Origin of the sequence: Alkalihalophilus pseudofirmus OF4 (assembly GCF_000005825.2) — a bacterium.
Classification (GTDB): Bacteria; Bacillota; Bacilli; order Bacillales; family Bacillaceae_D; genus Alkalihalophilus; species Alkalihalophilus pseudofirmus.
Window position 1 is genome coordinate 3,241,387 of sequence record NC_013791.2, and the last position, 15,105, is coordinate 3,256,491.

The following is a 15,105-nucleotide window of genomic DNA, read 5'->3' on the forward strand; positions in this document are numbered from 1 at the left end:
CTGAATTATTAATTCTGTTCAGGCAAAAACGCAGAAACAGGACCAAGCTCCTCGACTAAATAGCGTCTAACATGGCTTGAGAAAGACTCTAGAGCCTTTCTTTCCGTTTGAATGACAGCTTGTACATCTTCATGCTTAATTTGTGTGTAGTATGTTACAAGCGGCTTTCTTAAACTGACCACTTTTTTTAGGGCAGCCGCCTCTTCTTTTTGGAGCACTTTTTCATCAAAAAGGATTTCTACAATGTCTTCATAGCTCCCAGGATCACGCATGATAAAGCCGTCAATCATACTATTCCCAACATCAATAATTGATTCAATGACAACCGTTGCAAACCGCTCATAAGCAAGCTTATCCTTTACGGTTTCAAGAGGTTGATTCTCCTCAAATTCTGTTAACAATTGATCCATATATGTAAGGGTATCTTCAATTTTTTCACGATTCACAAAATACATAGGAACACCTTCTTTTTTTGAATTAGTATAACACATTAAACGTTTTTTTTAGATAAAGTTAAACACATCAAAAGAAATGATTTATTCTTTACGGCGTTTTTGTTATGATAAAGAACGTAAATGATTCGACAAGGACCTGATTGATTGTCGAACAAATGAAAAGTAGTGAATGCTACACACATTATGCTACTACAAAAAAAATAAGCTACACAAAACTTTTTTACACAAATGGAGGAGAAACAACTTGGATCGTGAACTAGCCTTAGAAATCGTCCGTGTAACGGAAGCAGCAGCCCTAGCTTCATCTCAATGGATGGGCCGCGGGAAGAAAAATGAAGCAGATGATGCTGCAACGAGTGCCATGCGCACAATGTTTGATTCAGTAAACTGCAGAGGTACTGTTGTCATTGGTGAAGGAGAACTTGACGAGGCACCAATGCTCTATATTGGCGAAGAAGTCGGCAGTGGGCATGGTCCTGAAGTTGACATCGCGGTTGACCCGCTTGAAGGAACAAACATCGTAGCGAAAGGACACCCTAATGCGATGGCTGTTATTGCGGTAGCGGATAAAGGAACGCTGCTTCACGCACCAGATATGTATATGGAAAAGATCGCAGTCGGACCTCTTGCCGCTGGACTTGTCCGTCTTGATGACCCTATCGAAAAAACAATTGATATTGTGGCTAAAATGACAAATAAACGAGTGCGTGATGTAACAGTGATTATCCAAGAGCGTGAGCGTCATGCTGAATTGATTGAACGCGTTCGCCAAAAGGGTGCTCGTGTTAAATTATTTGGTGACGGTGACGTTGGTGCTTCTATTGCCACTGCCTTGCCGCAAACGGGTATTGATTTGTTTGTTGGAACAGGCGGAGCTCCAGAAGGTGTTATTTCTGCTGCTGCACTAAAAGCTTTAGGCGGTGACATGCAAGCTCGTCTTGTACCAATGAATGATGAAGAGTTTGAACGCTGCAAAAAAATGGGGCTAGAAGATCCTCGTCAAGTATTACAATTAGACGATCTTGTTCGCGGTGATGATGCTATTTTTGCTGCAACGGGAGTATCTTCTGGTGAATTAGTTGAAGGCGTACGCTTTTTAGGCGGAGACCTTGCTGAAACTGACTCCATTGTTATGCGTGCTAAGACAAGAACAGTCCGCTACATTAAAACACATCACCATCTTGATCATAAACCTCATTTAGTGATGAACGACTAAGTATCGCATCCCCTCTTGTGGCATGATATGATAAAAAAACAATGTTACTTGGGGGGCAATAAGAATGTCTGAGCGCTTTTATTTATATGATGACACAGAAGAAACAAGGACCAGATTTGTAAGCTTTATGGGTGAGTCACAACGTTTTGACCTAGCCATCATCACCTCTTCCCGCTATTACGGGAAAAAGCTGGTTCTAGATGTATTATCTAATCGGTTTGCCATTATTGGTACAGACGATTTAGAAGAGCCTGGCTATCTTGAGCACGCTTATCAAATCAGTGAAGAAGAAGCTGGCGAATTACGTTCGTTTTTATATGAAGTCATTTAATAGTAAAAACCATCTCTTCCGGTAAAACTAACGGCAGGAGGTGGTTTTTTTATGCCAGATTCACGTGATAAAGAAACGGAAGATTACACTGACTTCTCAAACGTCGAAACGATGCGTAATTTCATTTTGCCAGAAATTACTCCAGAAGGCCCTTACGGCTCACCAATCAATAAGGATAAACCTGTTGAAAATAAAAGCACCCCATGGAAGCCTGGGCAGCGTTATTACAGCGCTTTCAATTATGAGTTTAAATCTTTGCACCAAAACCTTCCGCGTAAATATCCAGGACATCACCCAACTCATGATGATCCTGATAAAAACGAAGAACCACCTTACACGACCACTTAAACAAAGAGCCCTTTAAAAGGGCTCTCCCCTATTCTTCACTTAATGCCGCTGCCTCTTCTGCAGGTACGGGCTGTTTTTCTTTTTCCCTATCCTTTTCTTTCGTTTCCTTCACTTTCTTAAGCACGAAATAAGCGCAGCCAAAATTACAATACTCGTATAAATAATCAGGAAGAGTACTGATCTTCGTATCAAAGGTCGACTTTTTATGGCGGTCTTCAAAAAAGCCGCGTAAACGCAATTGGCTGTAACCCCAATCACCAACAATATAATCGTATTTATTTAACACATCACTGTAACGTGACTTAAAGGCTTCTTCATTCCAGCCCTCTTTTATATCCTCTATTACTTCATACTGCATTCCTTGAATGCGAACCACTGGGCTCACCTCACTTTTCATACCCTTATTATACCACACCCGAGCCTCCCTACAGTAACCTTTGTGGCATCATTTTCTATCAGTAAAAACATTTCTTTTTGGTCATTCTTAAAGTAGAGGGGGAATGAACATCATGATAAAAAAATCAATGGTGATCTCTGGTGTCGCAGCTTTAATGCTTATGACCGGCTGCCAGATGAATGATGTGGGGCAGCAATCGATGCAGCGTACAGCTAATCCGAATTACGGCCCTATGCAAACGAATCATGGCTATTATCCAATGGGAATGGGTCAGCAAAATCAAAATAATGACTACAACCATTATGGGTACACAAGATATCAAAAACAACAGGTAGAAGCAAACGGCAGACAACAATCAACACCTATGTTTGACCGGACAGAGCTTTCTGATACGGTAACAAGAATGGTCTTAACGAACGAAACGGTGAGCGAGGCCGCAACGCTTGTTACAGATAAGTACGTATTAGTTGCCTATGACTGCGATACGAACGACCGCGATTACGTAGCGGACCAAGTAAAACGCAGTGCGATTTCTGTAGTTCCGCGTTACTATGAAGTCTATATTACAGATGATCATAGTCATTTCGAAGACATTGAACGCTTCCAAGATGGCTCCACAACAACTGGAAATTTAGACGGAACGCTTAAACAAACGATCCAAGAAATGCGCCAATCTCCACAAGGTGCCTACAACGAGGACACCGACGACAACATGAACGTCATGGAAAAGAAACACCAGAAATTAATGGATTAAAGGAAAGGCGGAAGGGTTCGTTTAGGTATGAGGAGGATGGAGCTTTGACAATGAGAAGCGCTTTTTGCTTCGTTTGGCAAAGTGAAGCCACCGATTATCTGAACCCTGCAGCTAGACATGAAAAGCGGAGGCGAGTGGGCTGGCATACGGAAATATTAGGGGCAGCGATATGAAGACGCTTTTTGTCTTCATTCGATGCACCGTTATTTCCCGCAGGACAACGAGCCGAAGCTAGACACGAAAAGCGGAGGCGAGTGGGCTGGCTTGCGGAAATATAAGGGGCAGCGATATGAAGACGCTTTTTGTCTTCATTCGATGCACCGTTATTTCCCGCAGGACAACGAGCCGAAGCTAGACACGAAAAGCGGAGGTGAGTGGGCTGGCTTGCGGTAAAATAAGGGGAAGAGAAGATTGTATATATTCAAGCCTTTTATGCGTCAATGTATACAGCCATTGCTCTCCTCTCTCGCCTTATTGCGTTACTTGCCGGCTTGATTGCGCCGATGTAGTTTAATTGCGCCTAATCAAACGTTATATGCGTCTGTAGCAAGCGTATATGTATCACTTCGGCTAATAATAGCGCCAGCCTTTACTCTAAACCCAAAATAGAGCAGCTCCCTAACTCAGGAGCTGCTCTATTCTTATTGCTGGCTTTTTTCAATCGCTTGGCCAAGATCGCCTAAAATGTCTTCAATCGCTTCTGTTCCGATTGAAAGACGAATCATTCCAGGTGTCACTCCTGCTGCGAGCTGTTCTTCTTCTGTTAACTGCTGATGAGTCGTACTAGCCGGGTGTATAATCAGTGATTTTGAATCCCCTACATTAGCTAGGTGTGAGAACAATTCAACCGAATGAATAAGCTTCTTCCCAGCCTCTACTCCACCTTTTAATCCGAATGTTAAAATGGCTCCCTGACCTTTTGGCAAATATTTTTGAGCGAGGTCATAGGAGGAATGAGATTCTAACCCAGAGTAAGAAACCCAGTCAACTGACTGATGCGCCTCAAGAAATCTTGCTGTCTCCAACGCATTTTCACTATGCTGCTTCATTCGTAAATGAAGGGTTTCTAGCCCTTGCAGAAGTAAAAATGAGTTAAACGGTGCAATAGATGCCCCTAAGTCCCGAAGAAGCTGTACTCGTGCTTTTATAATATAAGCAATTGGACCAACGGCTTCTGTGTAGACGACGCCGTTATAACTAGGATCCGGCGTCGTAAGCCCAGGATACTTATCTGTTTTTGTCCAATCAAACTTTCCACTGTCTACGATCACCCCGCCAATTGAAGTACCATGGCCACCGATAAATTTTGTGGCAGAATGAACAACAATATCCGCACCATGCTTAATTGGCTGCAGTAAGTATGGACTTGGGAAGGTATTATCGACTATGAGAGGAAGATTGTGCTCATGAGCAATATGAGCCACTGCCTCAATATCTAGCACATCTCCTTTTGGATTCCCTACCGTCTCTGCATAGATGGCTTTTGTTTTATCAGTGATAGCTGCTTTAAAGTTAGCAGGATCAGTCGGGTCAACAAAATGAACCTTGATGCCAAGCTTCGGTAATGTTGTTGAAAATAAATTATATGTACCCCCGTATAAACTGGCGGCCGACACTATTTCATCTCCAGCCTCAGCAATATTTAAAATAGAGTACGTAATTGCCGCCTGTCCTGAAGCAGTCGCAAGAGCCGCTGCCCCGCCTTCAAGTGCGGCTACTCTTTTTTCAAATACATCGGTAGTCGGGTTCATTAAGCGTGTATAAATATTTCCAAATTCACTTAGCGAGAATAAATTTGCAGCATGATCTGTGTCTTTAAATCCATAAGAGGTTGTTTGGTAAAGCGGAACCGCGCGTGAAAACGTGGTTGGATCAATCTCTTGTCCAGCATGAATAGCTAATGTTTCCGGCCTGAAATGATTCTCTTCACTCATCTTTATTCCCCCATTGACTTCGTCTTTTTAATAGTAGTACGTATTGCTTCAATAATATTCACACTATTCCGACTTGTCAAGAGAGAATACACGGCGGTTTCTGACTTATTATTTGACTGCTTCTCATTGTTTATTGCGCCTATTCCACTTTTTATTGCGTCGATGCAGTTACTGATTGTTCTTATTGCCATATTTATTGCGTCAATTGAATTGAATTGCATCAGTGTGAACGTTATTTATATTCCTTTTAAATATAATTGTCACTAGTTTCCTTAGAATTGCGCCAATTTCTCCCCGGCACGCCCTCGCCCCTATCCACTGGCAATCAAATAGAAAAGAGCGCCGCAGCGCTCTTTCCTCATTAATTATGTGTTTTTGCTACTTTGTTCGCTTCTTCTCTTACCTGGGCTTCGTTTACCTGCTCATCGGCATGGTATGAAGAGCGTACAAGCGGACCAGATTCACAGTGGCTGAAGCCTTTTTCAAGAGCAATCTCTTTAAATTCAGCAAATTCTTCTGGTGTGTAATACTTTTGTACTTTTAAATGCTTTTTCGTCGGTTGAAGGTATTGTCCAATAGTCATGATATCCACGTTGTTGGCACGAAGATCATCCATTGTTTCAATAATCTCTTCTCTTGTTTCACCAAGACCGATCATCAGGCTTGATTTTGTAGGGATATCTGGGTTCATTTCTTTAGCGCGGCGCAAGAACTCTAATGTACGGTCATACGTTGCACGTGCGCGAACTCTTGGCGACAGGCGGCGAACCGTTTCAATATTATGGTTCATAATATTCGGTTTCGCATCCATTAACGTCTTCAGGCTATCAAAATTACCTAACATATCAGATGGCAGTACTTCAATCGTACAGAATGGATTTTTACGGCGTACGGCACGAACGGTTTCAGCAAACACAGCCGCCCCTCCGTCTTTTAAATCATCACGAGCGACAGCTGTAATAACGGCATGCTTTAATCCCATCATTTCTACAGAATCTGCTACACGTTCCGGCTCTTGCAGGTCAAGTTCATTAGGAAGACCTGTTTTAACGGCACAGAAACGGCAGGCACGTGTACATACATCCCCTAAGATCATAAATGTAGCCGTCTTACGAACAGCCCAGCATTCATGGATATTTGGACAACGCGCTTCTTCACAGACTGTATGTAGATTTTTCTCGCGCATCATCTTCTTTAGACCAGTGTAAGTCTCATTTGTGTTTAATTTTATTTTCAGCCACTCCGGCTTACGTAAATGTTCTTCTTTCTTTGCCATGCTATTCACTCCATCCGCTTTCCCATATTCTGCATACGAAAATCGACAAACCTCGCTGCATTTATCTTTCTATACTTTATCATGATTATTCCCAAATGACCAAACTATCGCTCGAAATTTCCATTGATTCACTCATATTTTTCTCTAAAAACTTTGCACACTAGAGAAGAAGAGAATTCCTAGAGGAGGGAATAAAGTGAAACGAGCTAAACGGTTTTTACAAATACTTATGCTGACCTTATTTATAATCAGTTCTGCTCCGCAGATTACTTTAGCAAATACGACCGAAGAAATGTCACAAGAAGAAATATTCAATGCACGGATGGAGCTGTATCAAAAAATGGAGGCCATTACCCAAGTCCCGTGGCATTATTTAGCTGCAGTTGATACGTATGAGCGTGGACTGCGCCGTGCTCAGCGTGACCGACCGAGGGAAGAAGGATTTATTTCTATCTTTTATGATCCGGAAATATGGGCAGGTCCGATCAACCCAAATAAAGAAGACACAGATCCGTTATCCATTAGTTTATTTAATGGTATAGGGTTAGATGGAAACGGTGATGGCGTCGCGAGTCCAACAGACGATGAAGATGTTCTTTACACATTTGCTCATTACTTAGAACAATACGGATTTGACGAAGATGACTTTAGAATTGCTTTATGGGATTATTACCAGCGCGAGCAGTCTGTTTCTATTATCCACGGTCATGCAGCTGTGTATGAGCATTTTGGAACACTTGATTTAGATGATCATGCGTTCCCTATCCCTCTCAATTATAATTACAGCTACAAAAACACATGGGGGGACCGCAGAGGTTGGGGCGGAAGGCGGATCCATGAAGGAACAGATATTTTTGCCGGTTATAATGTGCCAGTGCGTGCTACAGCTTACGGAAAAGTAGAAGTTAAAGGATGGAATATGTACGGCGGCTGGCGTATCGGTATTCGCGACTTAGATAATGTGTATCATTACTACGCTCATTTAAGCGGCTTTGAGAAAGGAATTGAAGAAGGAAGCATTGTGTCTCCTGGCGATGTGGTTGGTTACTGCGGAAGCTCGGGTTACGGTAAGCCCGGCACCCAAGGCAAATTCCCGCCGCATCTTCATTATGGTATGTATAGAGATAACGGCTTTACTGAGTGGTCATTTGATCCATTCCCTTCCCTAAAGCAATGGGAGCGTAAAGCGTATCAAGACCGCAAAAAGAAGAAATAAGGAGCCAGCTTATGCTGACTCCTTATTTTTTGTACTTTTTAAGAAGAAGCTTTTTTCTGCTTAGCTACTCTAACTGCATTTGCAATACTTAGAGCCATACCGCCCCAAATAATCAACATGCCGACAAGCATCATAACAATTGCGCCTGTACTCATTATAGCTCAGCTCCTTTATCATTTGAGTCTGCCGGAACATCAAGGTCGTTCTTCTGCCATTTGAATGCCGCAAAGACGAATCCAATGACAATCGCTCCGATTGCTACTACCCAGCCCCAGCTCACAACAAGCGATGTTGGATAGTCTTCGTAATTAGATGTGATATTTGTAATCGTATTTTGAATCGCCATGTAACCAAGAACAATCGGCGTGATAATGCTTAAGCATACTTTCCACCATAAGCCTGTTTTAAAGTCAGAAACACCGTTTGCATGACTTTGTAATTCAGGAAGCTTACGGATGAACCATGATACGGCAATAACAGATACAAGACCAGCTAATGCTACACCAAATTGGTTAATGAAGTAATCTGCTGTATCTAGGAAGAACAACCCGCCTTGTGTCGCAAAAAGCAATGAAATCAAGGCTGATAATCCGCCCCCAAACGCAACGGCTTTTGTACGAGATACTTTAAACTTATCTTGAATCCCTGCTACAAATGTCTCCACAATTGAGATAAGTGAAGATAAACCTGCAAGCACTAAAGATCCGAAGAATAAGACTCCGAAAAATGCATTCATGCCAGGGAATGTATTAATGATCTCTGGGAAGACCACAAAGGCTAGCCCAATCCCTGCACTTGCTACTTCATCAACGCCGACACCAGATGCTGTCGCCATGAAACCTAATGCTGCGAAAACCCCGATACCTGCTAATAACTCAAAGCTCGAGTTACTAAAGCCTGTAATAAAGGCATTGTTGTTAATATCTGATTTCTTCCCAAGATAACTTGAGTAGGTGATCATGATCGCAAAGGCAATCGATAAACTAAAGAAGATTTGTCCGTAAGCTGCAACCCATACACCAGGGGACATGATCTCGCTCCAGTTTGGTGCAAAGAATGCATCTAAACCAACCATTGCTCCTTCAAGCGTTAACGCGCGAATAACAATTAATAAGAACATGACAAGTAACATCGGGATAAAGATACGGTTGGCCATTTCAATACCGCGTTTAACCCCTTTAAATAATACGCCGAGCGTTACGGCCCATACAACTAATAACGGAATGAATACACCCGGTACAAGGGAACCAACTTCACCTAACGCACCGCCTGATAAGTCAATACGCTGCAAGTACTCTCCCATTAAAAATCCGCCGGTATCTTCTCCCCAGCTTTGATTGAAAGCAAAATACGTGTAGGCAATCGCCCAAGCAATAATAACTGCATAGTAAGTGGAAATAACAAAGGCAATCGCTACCTGCCACCAGCCGATCCATTCGGCTTTTTTGTTTAACCTAGCATATGAAAGCGGTGCAGAGCCACGATACTTGTGACCTAATGTAAACTCCATAATAAGTAGCGGAATTCCCGCTGTTAATAGTGCAAAAAGATAAGGTAAAAAGAATGCCCCCCCACCATTTTCATACGCTACATAAGGGAAACGCCAAATGTTACCCAAACCGACTGCTGAACCGATCGCCGCTAAAATAAATCCTGCTCGTGTTCCCCATTGCTCTCTAGCCATCGTCGATAACTCCTCTCTGTTGTGAACTAAGTTCCTTAAATTGTATTCAAAAGATTCTGTAAATAGTAGCCGCACTAAAAATATTTTCCATCAAAATTATTTGACAATTATTTCAACAAGTCTATTTAGCGCATCAACGTGTAGTAGTATCCGTTTTTGTAACCCCTCCATTTTTTAGAGTTATCTGACTATTCACTTTTTGATTATAATGATTTACTAGATGTTTGTCAAAATAATTTTAAGGAAATTGTCACATTTTTCGAAGGTTTTCTCAAAAATTGTATAGGAATTAGGCAATATGATCCAAAAAAGGCTTCTGCTTGGCAGCAGAAGCCTTTTCTTTAGGACTCGATCGGTGTTGATAACTTTTTCAATATAAGAACTGTGATTACTAATAATACAAGAGCTGTCACAAGCGTTAAGATGACACTTCCTGTTCCACCTAGTACTAGGTAGGAAATCAATGTAATAACGGCTGCCACAATCGCATACGGAAGCTGCGTGACTACATGGTCAATATGATGACTTCCTGCTCCTGTAGAAGATAGGATTGTCGTATCTGAAATTGGTGAACAGTGATCTCCAAAGATCGCTCCAGCAAGAACGGCTGCAAGCATTGGAAGCATCATTGTGATATCAATAACAGCGGCCATCTCTCCAGCAATAGGAAGAAGCAGCCCGAATGTACCCCAAGATGTACCCGTTGAAAATGCTGCAAATCCAGCAATTAAGAAGAGGATTGCAGGTAAGAACATTGGGTGAATATTACCATCTACAAGAGAAGCTAGATATTGACCTGTTCCTAAGTCGCCGATGATTGAAATAATCGTCCATGCAAATAGTAAAATATAAATCGCCGGAAGCATTGATTTAATCCCGGCCCAAATCGTTGCACCAAGGTCACTTGCTTCGGTTTTCTTAACAATATTAAGCACTAGAGCCACTGCAAAACCGATGATACCACCATATAATAATGATGATGCTACATCCGTATTTTCAAATGTAGAAAGAATCGTTGCGGCACCTTCTGATGCTTGAATACCTGTAATAATCATAAAAGCAACTGTTCCTAAAACTAAGGCAACAATCGGCCATACAAGATCGCCGACACGGCCTTTATCACTAACTTTAAGGTCTTCTTGATCTCCTGGAATCGCACCAGAATCAGGGTCAACAAGCTCCCCAGTTTTCAATGCACGCTCTTCATGTACTCTCATTGCTCCAAAATCAAGCTTAAAGAATACAACCGCTAGAACCAGCCCGATCGCAACTAGTGCATAAATGTTCATCGGAACCATCAGCATGAACGCTTGTAAGCCTTCATACTGCGTCACACCATGTGTAGCTAAAATGCCGGCAATAATCGTAATGATGTATGCTCCCCAGCTTGATACCGGTGCGATAACACACATAGGTGCTGCTGTAGAGTCAACCAGGTAAGCAAGTTTTGCACGAGATACACGGTGACGGTCTGTTAATGGTCTAGACACGTTACCTACTGTTAAGCTGTTGAAATAATCATCGATAAAGATAATAATCCCTAACATGACTGTTACAAGCTGTGCGCCAACACGAGTTTTGACACGCTTTAATGCCCATTCTCCAAACGCACGGCTCCCTCCTGAACGAGTAACGAGCGCCGCCATCATACCAAGCAGTAATAGGAAAAAGATAATATAAAGTTCCCAATCATTAATAGCGCCGTCTGCGACAAAGATTGCCGCAACAATTGATACAATTTCAGCTACACTATCAACAGGATTATACCCGTTTAACATTAGTGCACCGACGATAATACCGACACCAAGTGACAATAGCACGCGTCTAGTTAAGATAACCATCGCAAGTGCTAGAATCGGTGGCAGCAGCGATAAAATTGAACCTTCCATTCGGTCCATCCCCCTTTTTTGAGTTTGTTGATACAGGGATGCATCCTATACTCGGATAAAAGAGTATAAAAAAAGCCGATAATGGCTACCCATTATCGGCTTAATAAGCACAGGTATCCCCATCACAACAGTAGTTCTCCACAGTCTATTGACTGTGACAGTGTTACACTTCTTCAATGCAACCCCAGCAGAAAAGGTCTGACTCCTCTTTTCCACTTCGGCAAATGATCCTTTTCACACTTCTCTACGTTGTCATCCTCCAAGTGTGTACTTATCTGCATTCGCGCCTCTACCCCACCATGTTGATGAGGCAACTTCATATTAAGTTTGCCGAATTATCTTATCATAGTTTTACAAGGTTGACAATGTTAATTATCGCCACCGCCTAAGGTATTACCAGGTGCTGGTATAATCATGCTGCCGCCGTTCCCGCCGTAGTATTCAGGAACTTCTCCTTGAATGTTAATGAGGCCAACTGGAATTGTCGTCTTAATCGCTTCTGTATTTGTAGCAAAAGGAATAACAATCTTTACATCAACCACGACATCAAAATTGACAGACATCGTCGTATTATTAATGCCTGTGTTGAATGTTTTTAAATTTAAATCCGTTTTCACATCCCCAATCGCTGAAAAACGAACAGGTACTTGCGGTCCTAGATGAGCAAGTAAGGCATTATTTGTTGCCTGCCCTAACGGAATCGTATAAATTATTCCCCCGTCTGAGGTGACAGCCTCTTCATTATCAAACGAAACATCAAACGCCTCGCCTTGTTCGACCGCCTTTAAATGGCGCTGTACGCGGTTTGTTGCTTCTGAGAGAATACGGTTGTACATTTGCGTATTAAATTGAATCGTATTATCAGCATCCCGAATAAACAGCTCTTCTTGATTAAGATCTGATGCGATCTTTTTAGATACCGCATCGTTTATCGCTTTTGTTGCAATGACTCTCGTTTCTGTTGTGGCAATATGAACAAGTGTCGGTCTGATTCCTTTCTCAATGATCCAAAGGCCTTGGACGGTTAAAATAACAAAGATTAAAAAGGATAAGAGCAGTACATAACGAAATGGCAAGGGACCTTTCCGGGGTCTCGATCGTTTGCCGAATCTCATGTTGAAAACCCCCTTTGCAAAAACTATATGCAGCAAAGGGGGACAAATTGACTTCTATTTATTTATGCTTGATTACTTTTTACGCTCATACGTACAGAACGTATGAGGATAGCGGTTTTTCTCATCCACTTTACCTGCCTCCTCAGAGACCTTTTCCCACTCACTTTCTTTTATCTCTGGAAAAAATGTATCCCCCTCAAAGGTTTCGTCAATATGAGTAATGTACAGGCGGTCAGTATCAGCCCAAAACAGCTTGAATAATTCGGCCCCACCTATAATGAAACATTCCTCTTCTTGTTTGGCGATGTCTAATACTTCTTCTAATTGATGAACGACCTCACAGCCCTCTGCGTTGAAATCTCTATTTCTCGTTAAGATCACATTTCTGCGCTTTGGAAGAGGACGGCCGATCGATTCATATGTTTTACGCCCCATCACAATGGTATGCCCTGATGTCACTCTCTTAAAATGAGCTAAATCAGCAGGCAGATGCCAAGGAAGATCGTTATTTGCTCCGATTGTACGCTTGTTATCCATCGCTACAATATAGGAAATCATACAGATACCTCGCCTTTAATATGCGGATGCGGATCATAATCTGTTAACTCAAAGTCTTCAATTGTAAAGTCAAAGATCGATTTCACTTCTTTATTGATTTTCATTTTAGGAAGTGCTCTTGGTTCTCTTGTTAACTGAAGCTTTACTTGCTCAACATGGTTCGAATAGATGTGAGCATCTCCAAATGTGTGAACAAACTCACCTGGCTCAAGATCTGTTACTTGAGCAATCATCATCGTCAACAGCGCATATGAAGCAATATTAAAAGGCACGCCTAAGAAAATATCGGCACTGCGCTGATATAACTGGCAGGAAAGCTTGCCATCATTTACGTAAAATTGGAACAAACAGTGGCAAGGAGCAAGCGCCATTTCATCAATTTCTGCTGGATTCCAGGCACTGACAATCAGCCTTCTAGAATCCGGATTATGTTTAATTTGTTCGATCAACTCAGAGATTTGATCAACTACTTTGCCATTTGCGCCTTCCCATGAACGCCATTGCTTACCATAAACAGGTCCTAGATCGCCATTTTCGTCGGCCCATTCATTCCAGATTCGAACGTTATTTTCTTTAAGGTATCCAATATTGGTATCACCTTTTAAGAACCACAATAATTCATGGATGATCGAACGAAGGTGAAGCTTTTTCGTCGTCAGTGCCGGAAATCCTTCCGCTAGATCGAATCGCATCTGATAGCCAAACGTACTAATCGTGCCTGTCCCCGTACGATCTGATTTTGTTTCACCATTTTTTAAAACATGCTCACATAAAGCAAGATATTGGTCCATTTATGTTCAACTCCTTTATTTTACGCTTGCAAGTGTTGCTTCTGTTTCCACGATCGTCACATCTAAATAATCCATTAAATCAATATCATAATAATGTTTAATTCGCTGCCCATTCTCGTTAAATACGCGTACTACAGGGCGGGTGCTCATTTGTTTGTTCTGTTTGACCACAATCGCCATACGCCCGTCACTTAATTTTACCGTGAGGCCGATTGGATAAATCGAAATGGTTTCACGAAACGTTTCCACAAGCTTTTTGTCGAAGATCTGGCCTGCCCCGGAATAAAGCAGTTCAAGCCCTTCATGAGGCAGCATCGGTTTTCTATAGACACGATGAGAAGTGACCGCATCAAATACATCGGCAATGCCAATAATTTTAGCATACTGATGAATGTGTTCGCCTTTTAACCTACGAGGATACCCGCTTCCATCTATGCGCTCATGATGCTGCAGTGCACAGTGAGCAGCCAAAAGAGGAATATTCGGGACTCCCCGCAGCATATCATAGCCTGCCATCGCATGCGTCTTGATGATTTCATATTCATCATCATTTAATCGGCCTGGTTTATTTAAAACCTCAAGCGGAACTGACACTTTACCGACGTCATGCAGTAAGGCACCGACCCCGATTTCATTTAATTTCTTCGATGAATAACCGAGCTTCATCGCAAGACCTAACGTGTAGACCGTCACATTTAACGAATGGGTAAATATGTAGTTGTCATGCACATAAGCTTCCTGCAGCATTGCAAGCGCATCTTGATTTTCTTTAATATCTTTTAAAAGGGAATCAATAACTGATGTAAAGCTCTTGCTGAGATGGTCCAAATTAATCGTTTTGTTGAGCTTTGTTTCCACACTTATCGCTTTGAACTCTTCTTTAATCGTTTGAACCGCCTTGTGCCTAGTATCCTCACGAATCACTGATTCAATGACAACATCTTCTGTCATCTCATCTTCTATGTAGATATAATAGATTCCCATACCAACAAGACGGGCTTTTAGACGATCTGTCAGGGCAACTCCCCTAAAAAGCAAGATCTGGCCGCTGTCATTATAAATATCCCGGCCGAGCGTTGCTCCAGACTCTACATGCTTAACAGAAACTAACCTCATAGTCGTTCACCTTGATTCTTGTGTA

General features: G+C 42.1%; 17 protein-coding genes and 1 riboswitch. Of the genes, 6 read left to right on the forward strand and 11 right to left on the reverse strand.

Features of this window, described 5'->3' with window-relative positions; genetic code table 11:
• Positions 1–8: 8 nt before the first annotated feature.
• Positions 9–455 carry a DUF86 domain-containing protein gene (locus tag BPOF4_RS16335; RefSeq protein ID WP_012960321.1) on the reverse strand — a complete coding sequence of 149 codons (447 nt, stop codon included), beginning with the start codon at positions 453–455 and terminating at the stop codon, positions 9–11.
• A 244-nt stretch (positions 456–699) separates the two neighbouring features.
• On the opposite strand from BPOF4_RS16335, the gene glpX reads away from it, so the two are divergent.
• The 3 genes from glpX to BPOF4_RS16350 all read left to right on the forward strand — a co-directional run bounded on the left by glpX (position 700) and on the right by BPOF4_RS16350 (position 2,350).
• Positions 700–1,671 carry a class II fructose-bisphosphatase gene (gene glpX, locus BPOF4_RS16340; protein WP_012960322.1) on the forward strand — a complete coding sequence of 324 codons (972 nt, stop codon included), beginning with the start codon at positions 700–702 and terminating at the stop codon, positions 1,669–1,671.
• Positions 1,672–1,735: 64 nt separating this feature from the next.
• Positions 1,736–2,002 carry a DUF3055 domain-containing protein gene (locus BPOF4_RS16345; RefSeq protein WP_012960323.1) on the forward strand — a complete coding sequence of 89 codons (267 nt, stop codon included), beginning with the start codon at positions 1,736–1,738 and terminating at the stop codon, positions 2,000–2,002.
• 51 nt (positions 2,003–2,053) lie between these two features.
• A complete protein-coding gene (locus tag BPOF4_RS16350) occupies positions 2,054–2,350 on the forward strand; it encodes a hypothetical protein (protein WP_012960324.1) in 297 nt (98 codons plus the stop codon).
• 28 nt (positions 2,351–2,378) lie between these two features.
• On the opposite strand, the gene BPOF4_RS16355 is transcribed toward BPOF4_RS16350, so the two are convergent.
• Positions 2,379–2,747, reverse strand: a complete 369-nt coding sequence (locus BPOF4_RS16355; protein WP_081457720.1) for a YutD family protein — start codon at positions 2,745–2,747, stop codon at positions 2,379–2,381.
• Between the two features lie 112 nt (positions 2,748–2,859).
• Between BPOF4_RS16355 and BPOF4_RS16360 the strand changes: the two genes are divergently transcribed.
• Both BPOF4_RS16360 and BPOF4_RS22825 read left to right on the forward strand, forming a co-directional pair.
• On the forward strand, positions 2,860–3,501 hold the full coding sequence (locus tag BPOF4_RS16360) for a YhcN/YlaJ family sporulation lipoprotein (protein ID WP_012960326.1): 642 nt from the start codon (positions 2,860–2,862) through the stop codon (positions 3,499–3,501).
• Between the two features lie 44 nt (positions 3,502–3,545).
• A complete protein-coding gene (locus BPOF4_RS22825) occupies positions 3,546–3,674 on the forward strand; it encodes a hypothetical protein (RefSeq protein WP_012960327.1) in 129 nt (42 codons plus the stop codon).
• A 468-nt stretch (positions 3,675–4,142) separates the two neighbouring features.
• On the opposite strand, the gene BPOF4_RS16370 is transcribed toward BPOF4_RS22825, so the two are convergent.
• Both BPOF4_RS16370 and lipA read right to left on the reverse strand, forming a co-directional pair.
• Positions 4,143–5,435, reverse strand: a complete 1,293-nt coding sequence (locus tag BPOF4_RS16370) for a homocysteine synthase (RefSeq protein WP_012960328.1) — start codon at positions 5,433–5,435, stop codon at positions 4,143–4,145.
• A 361-nt stretch (positions 5,436–5,796) separates the two neighbouring features.
• Positions 5,797–6,711, reverse strand: coding sequence for a lipoyl synthase (lipA, locus tag BPOF4_RS16380; RefSeq protein WP_012960331.1), 915 nt, complete (start codon positions 6,709–6,711; stop codon positions 5,797–5,799).
• Positions 6,712–6,907: 196 nt separating this feature from the next.
• On the opposite strand from lipA, the gene BPOF4_RS16385 reads away from it, so the two are divergent.
• Complete coding sequence (locus BPOF4_RS16385; protein ID WP_012960332.1) at positions 6,908–7,927, forward strand: M23 family metallopeptidase; 1,020 nt, start codon at positions 6,908–6,910, stop codon at positions 7,925–7,927.
• Positions 7,928–7,965: 38 nt separating this feature from the next.
• Here BPOF4_RS16385 and BPOF4_RS21715 read toward each other — a convergent pair whose 3' ends face one another.
• From BPOF4_RS21715 to BPOF4_RS16415, 7 genes are all read right to left on the reverse strand, one after another.
• Complete coding sequence (locus BPOF4_RS21715) at positions 7,966–8,082, reverse strand: methionine/alanine import family NSS transporter small subunit (protein ID WP_012960333.1); 117 nt, start codon at positions 8,080–8,082, stop codon at positions 7,966–7,968.
• Complete coding sequence (locus BPOF4_RS16390; RefSeq protein WP_012960334.1) at positions 8,082–9,611, reverse strand: sodium-dependent transporter; 1,530 nt, start codon at positions 9,609–9,611, stop codon at positions 8,082–8,084. Before BPOF4_RS16390 ends, BPOF4_RS21715 begins: the two co-directional genes overlap by 1 nt.
• 341 nt (positions 9,612–9,952) lie before the next feature.
• Positions 9,953–11,500, reverse strand: a complete 1,548-nt coding sequence (locus BPOF4_RS16395) for a Na+/H+ antiporter NhaC family protein (protein ID WP_012960335.1) — start codon at positions 11,498–11,500, stop codon at positions 9,953–9,955.
• A 123-nt stretch (positions 11,501–11,623) separates the two neighbouring features.
• Positions 11,624–11,800: riboswitch (Lysine riboswitch) on the reverse strand.
• Between the two features lie 68 nt (positions 11,801–11,868).
• Entirely contained in the window at positions 11,869–12,615 is a 747-nt protein-coding gene (gene yunB, locus BPOF4_RS16400; protein WP_012960336.1) for a sporulation protein YunB, read from the reverse strand.
• Positions 12,616–12,687: 72 nt separating this feature from the next.
• A complete protein-coding gene (locus tag BPOF4_RS16405; protein WP_012960337.1) occupies positions 12,688–13,173 on the reverse strand; it encodes a dihydrofolate reductase in 486 nt (161 codons plus the stop codon).
• Positions 13,170–13,964, reverse strand: coding sequence for a thymidylate synthase (locus BPOF4_RS16410; protein WP_012960338.1), 795 nt, complete (start codon positions 13,962–13,964; stop codon positions 13,170–13,172). The genes BPOF4_RS16405 and BPOF4_RS16410 overlap by 4 nt, the downstream gene beginning before the upstream one ends.
• A gap of 15 nt (positions 13,965–13,979) precedes the next feature.
• Positions 13,980–15,080: an HD-GYP domain-containing protein gene (locus tag BPOF4_RS16415; RefSeq protein WP_012960339.1), complete on the reverse strand. Its 1,101-nt coding sequence runs from the start codon at positions 15,078–15,080 to the stop codon at positions 13,980–13,982.
• Between the last annotated feature and the right edge of the window lie 25 nt (positions 15,081–15,105).

Excerpts from the sequence above, each read along its gene's own strand:
- lipA (WP_012960331.1), bottom strand. The coding sequence starts at position 6,711 with ATGGCAAAGAAAGAAGAACATTTACGTAAGCCGGAGTGGCTGAAAATA.
- BPOF4_RS16415 (WP_012960339.1), bottom strand. The coding sequence starts at position 15,080 with ATGAGGTTAGTTTCTGTTAAGCATGTAGAGTCTGGAGCAACGCTCGGC.
- BPOF4_RS16410 (WP_012960338.1), bottom strand. The coding sequence starts at position 13,964 with ATGGACCAATATCTTGCTTTATGTGAGCATGTTTTAAAAAATGGTGAA.
- BPOF4_RS16390 (WP_012960334.1), bottom strand. The coding sequence starts at position 9,611 with ATGGCTAGAGAGCAATGGGGAACACGAGCAGGATTTATTTTAGCGGCG.
- BPOF4_RS16395 (WP_012960335.1), bottom strand. The coding sequence starts at position 11,500 with ATGGAAGGTTCAATTTTATCGCTGCTGCCACCGATTCTAGCACTTGCG.
- yunB (WP_012960336.1), bottom strand. The coding sequence starts at position 12,615 with ATGAGATTCGGCAAACGATCGAGACCCCGGAAAGGTCCCTTGCCATTT.
- BPOF4_RS16405 (WP_012960337.1), bottom strand. The coding sequence starts at position 13,173 with ATGATTTCCTATATTGTAGCGATGGATAACAAGCGTACAATCGGAGCA.
- BPOF4_RS16335 (WP_012960321.1), bottom strand. The coding sequence starts at position 455 with ATGTATTTTGTGAATCGTGAAAAAATTGAAGATACCCTTACATATATG.
- BPOF4_RS16350 (WP_012960324.1), top strand. The coding sequence starts at position 2,054 with ATGCCAGATTCACGTGATAAAGAAACGGAAGATTACACTGACTTCTCA.
- BPOF4_RS16355 (WP_081457720.1), bottom strand. The coding sequence starts at position 2,747 with ATGAAAAGTGAGGTGAGCCCAGTGGTTCGCATTCAAGGAATGCAGTAT.
- BPOF4_RS16360 (WP_012960326.1), top strand. The coding sequence starts at position 2,860 with ATGATAAAAAAATCAATGGTGATCTCTGGTGTCGCAGCTTTAATGCTT.
- BPOF4_RS21715 (WP_012960333.1), bottom strand. The coding sequence starts at position 8,082 with ATGAGTACAGGCGCAATTGTTATGATGCTTGTCGGCATGTTGATTATT.
- BPOF4_RS16370 (WP_012960328.1), bottom strand. The coding sequence starts at position 5,435 with ATGAGTGAAGAGAATCATTTCAGGCCGGAAACATTAGCTATTCATGCT.
- BPOF4_RS16345 (WP_012960323.1), top strand. The coding sequence starts at position 1,736 with ATGTCTGAGCGCTTTTATTTATATGATGACACAGAAGAAACAAGGACC.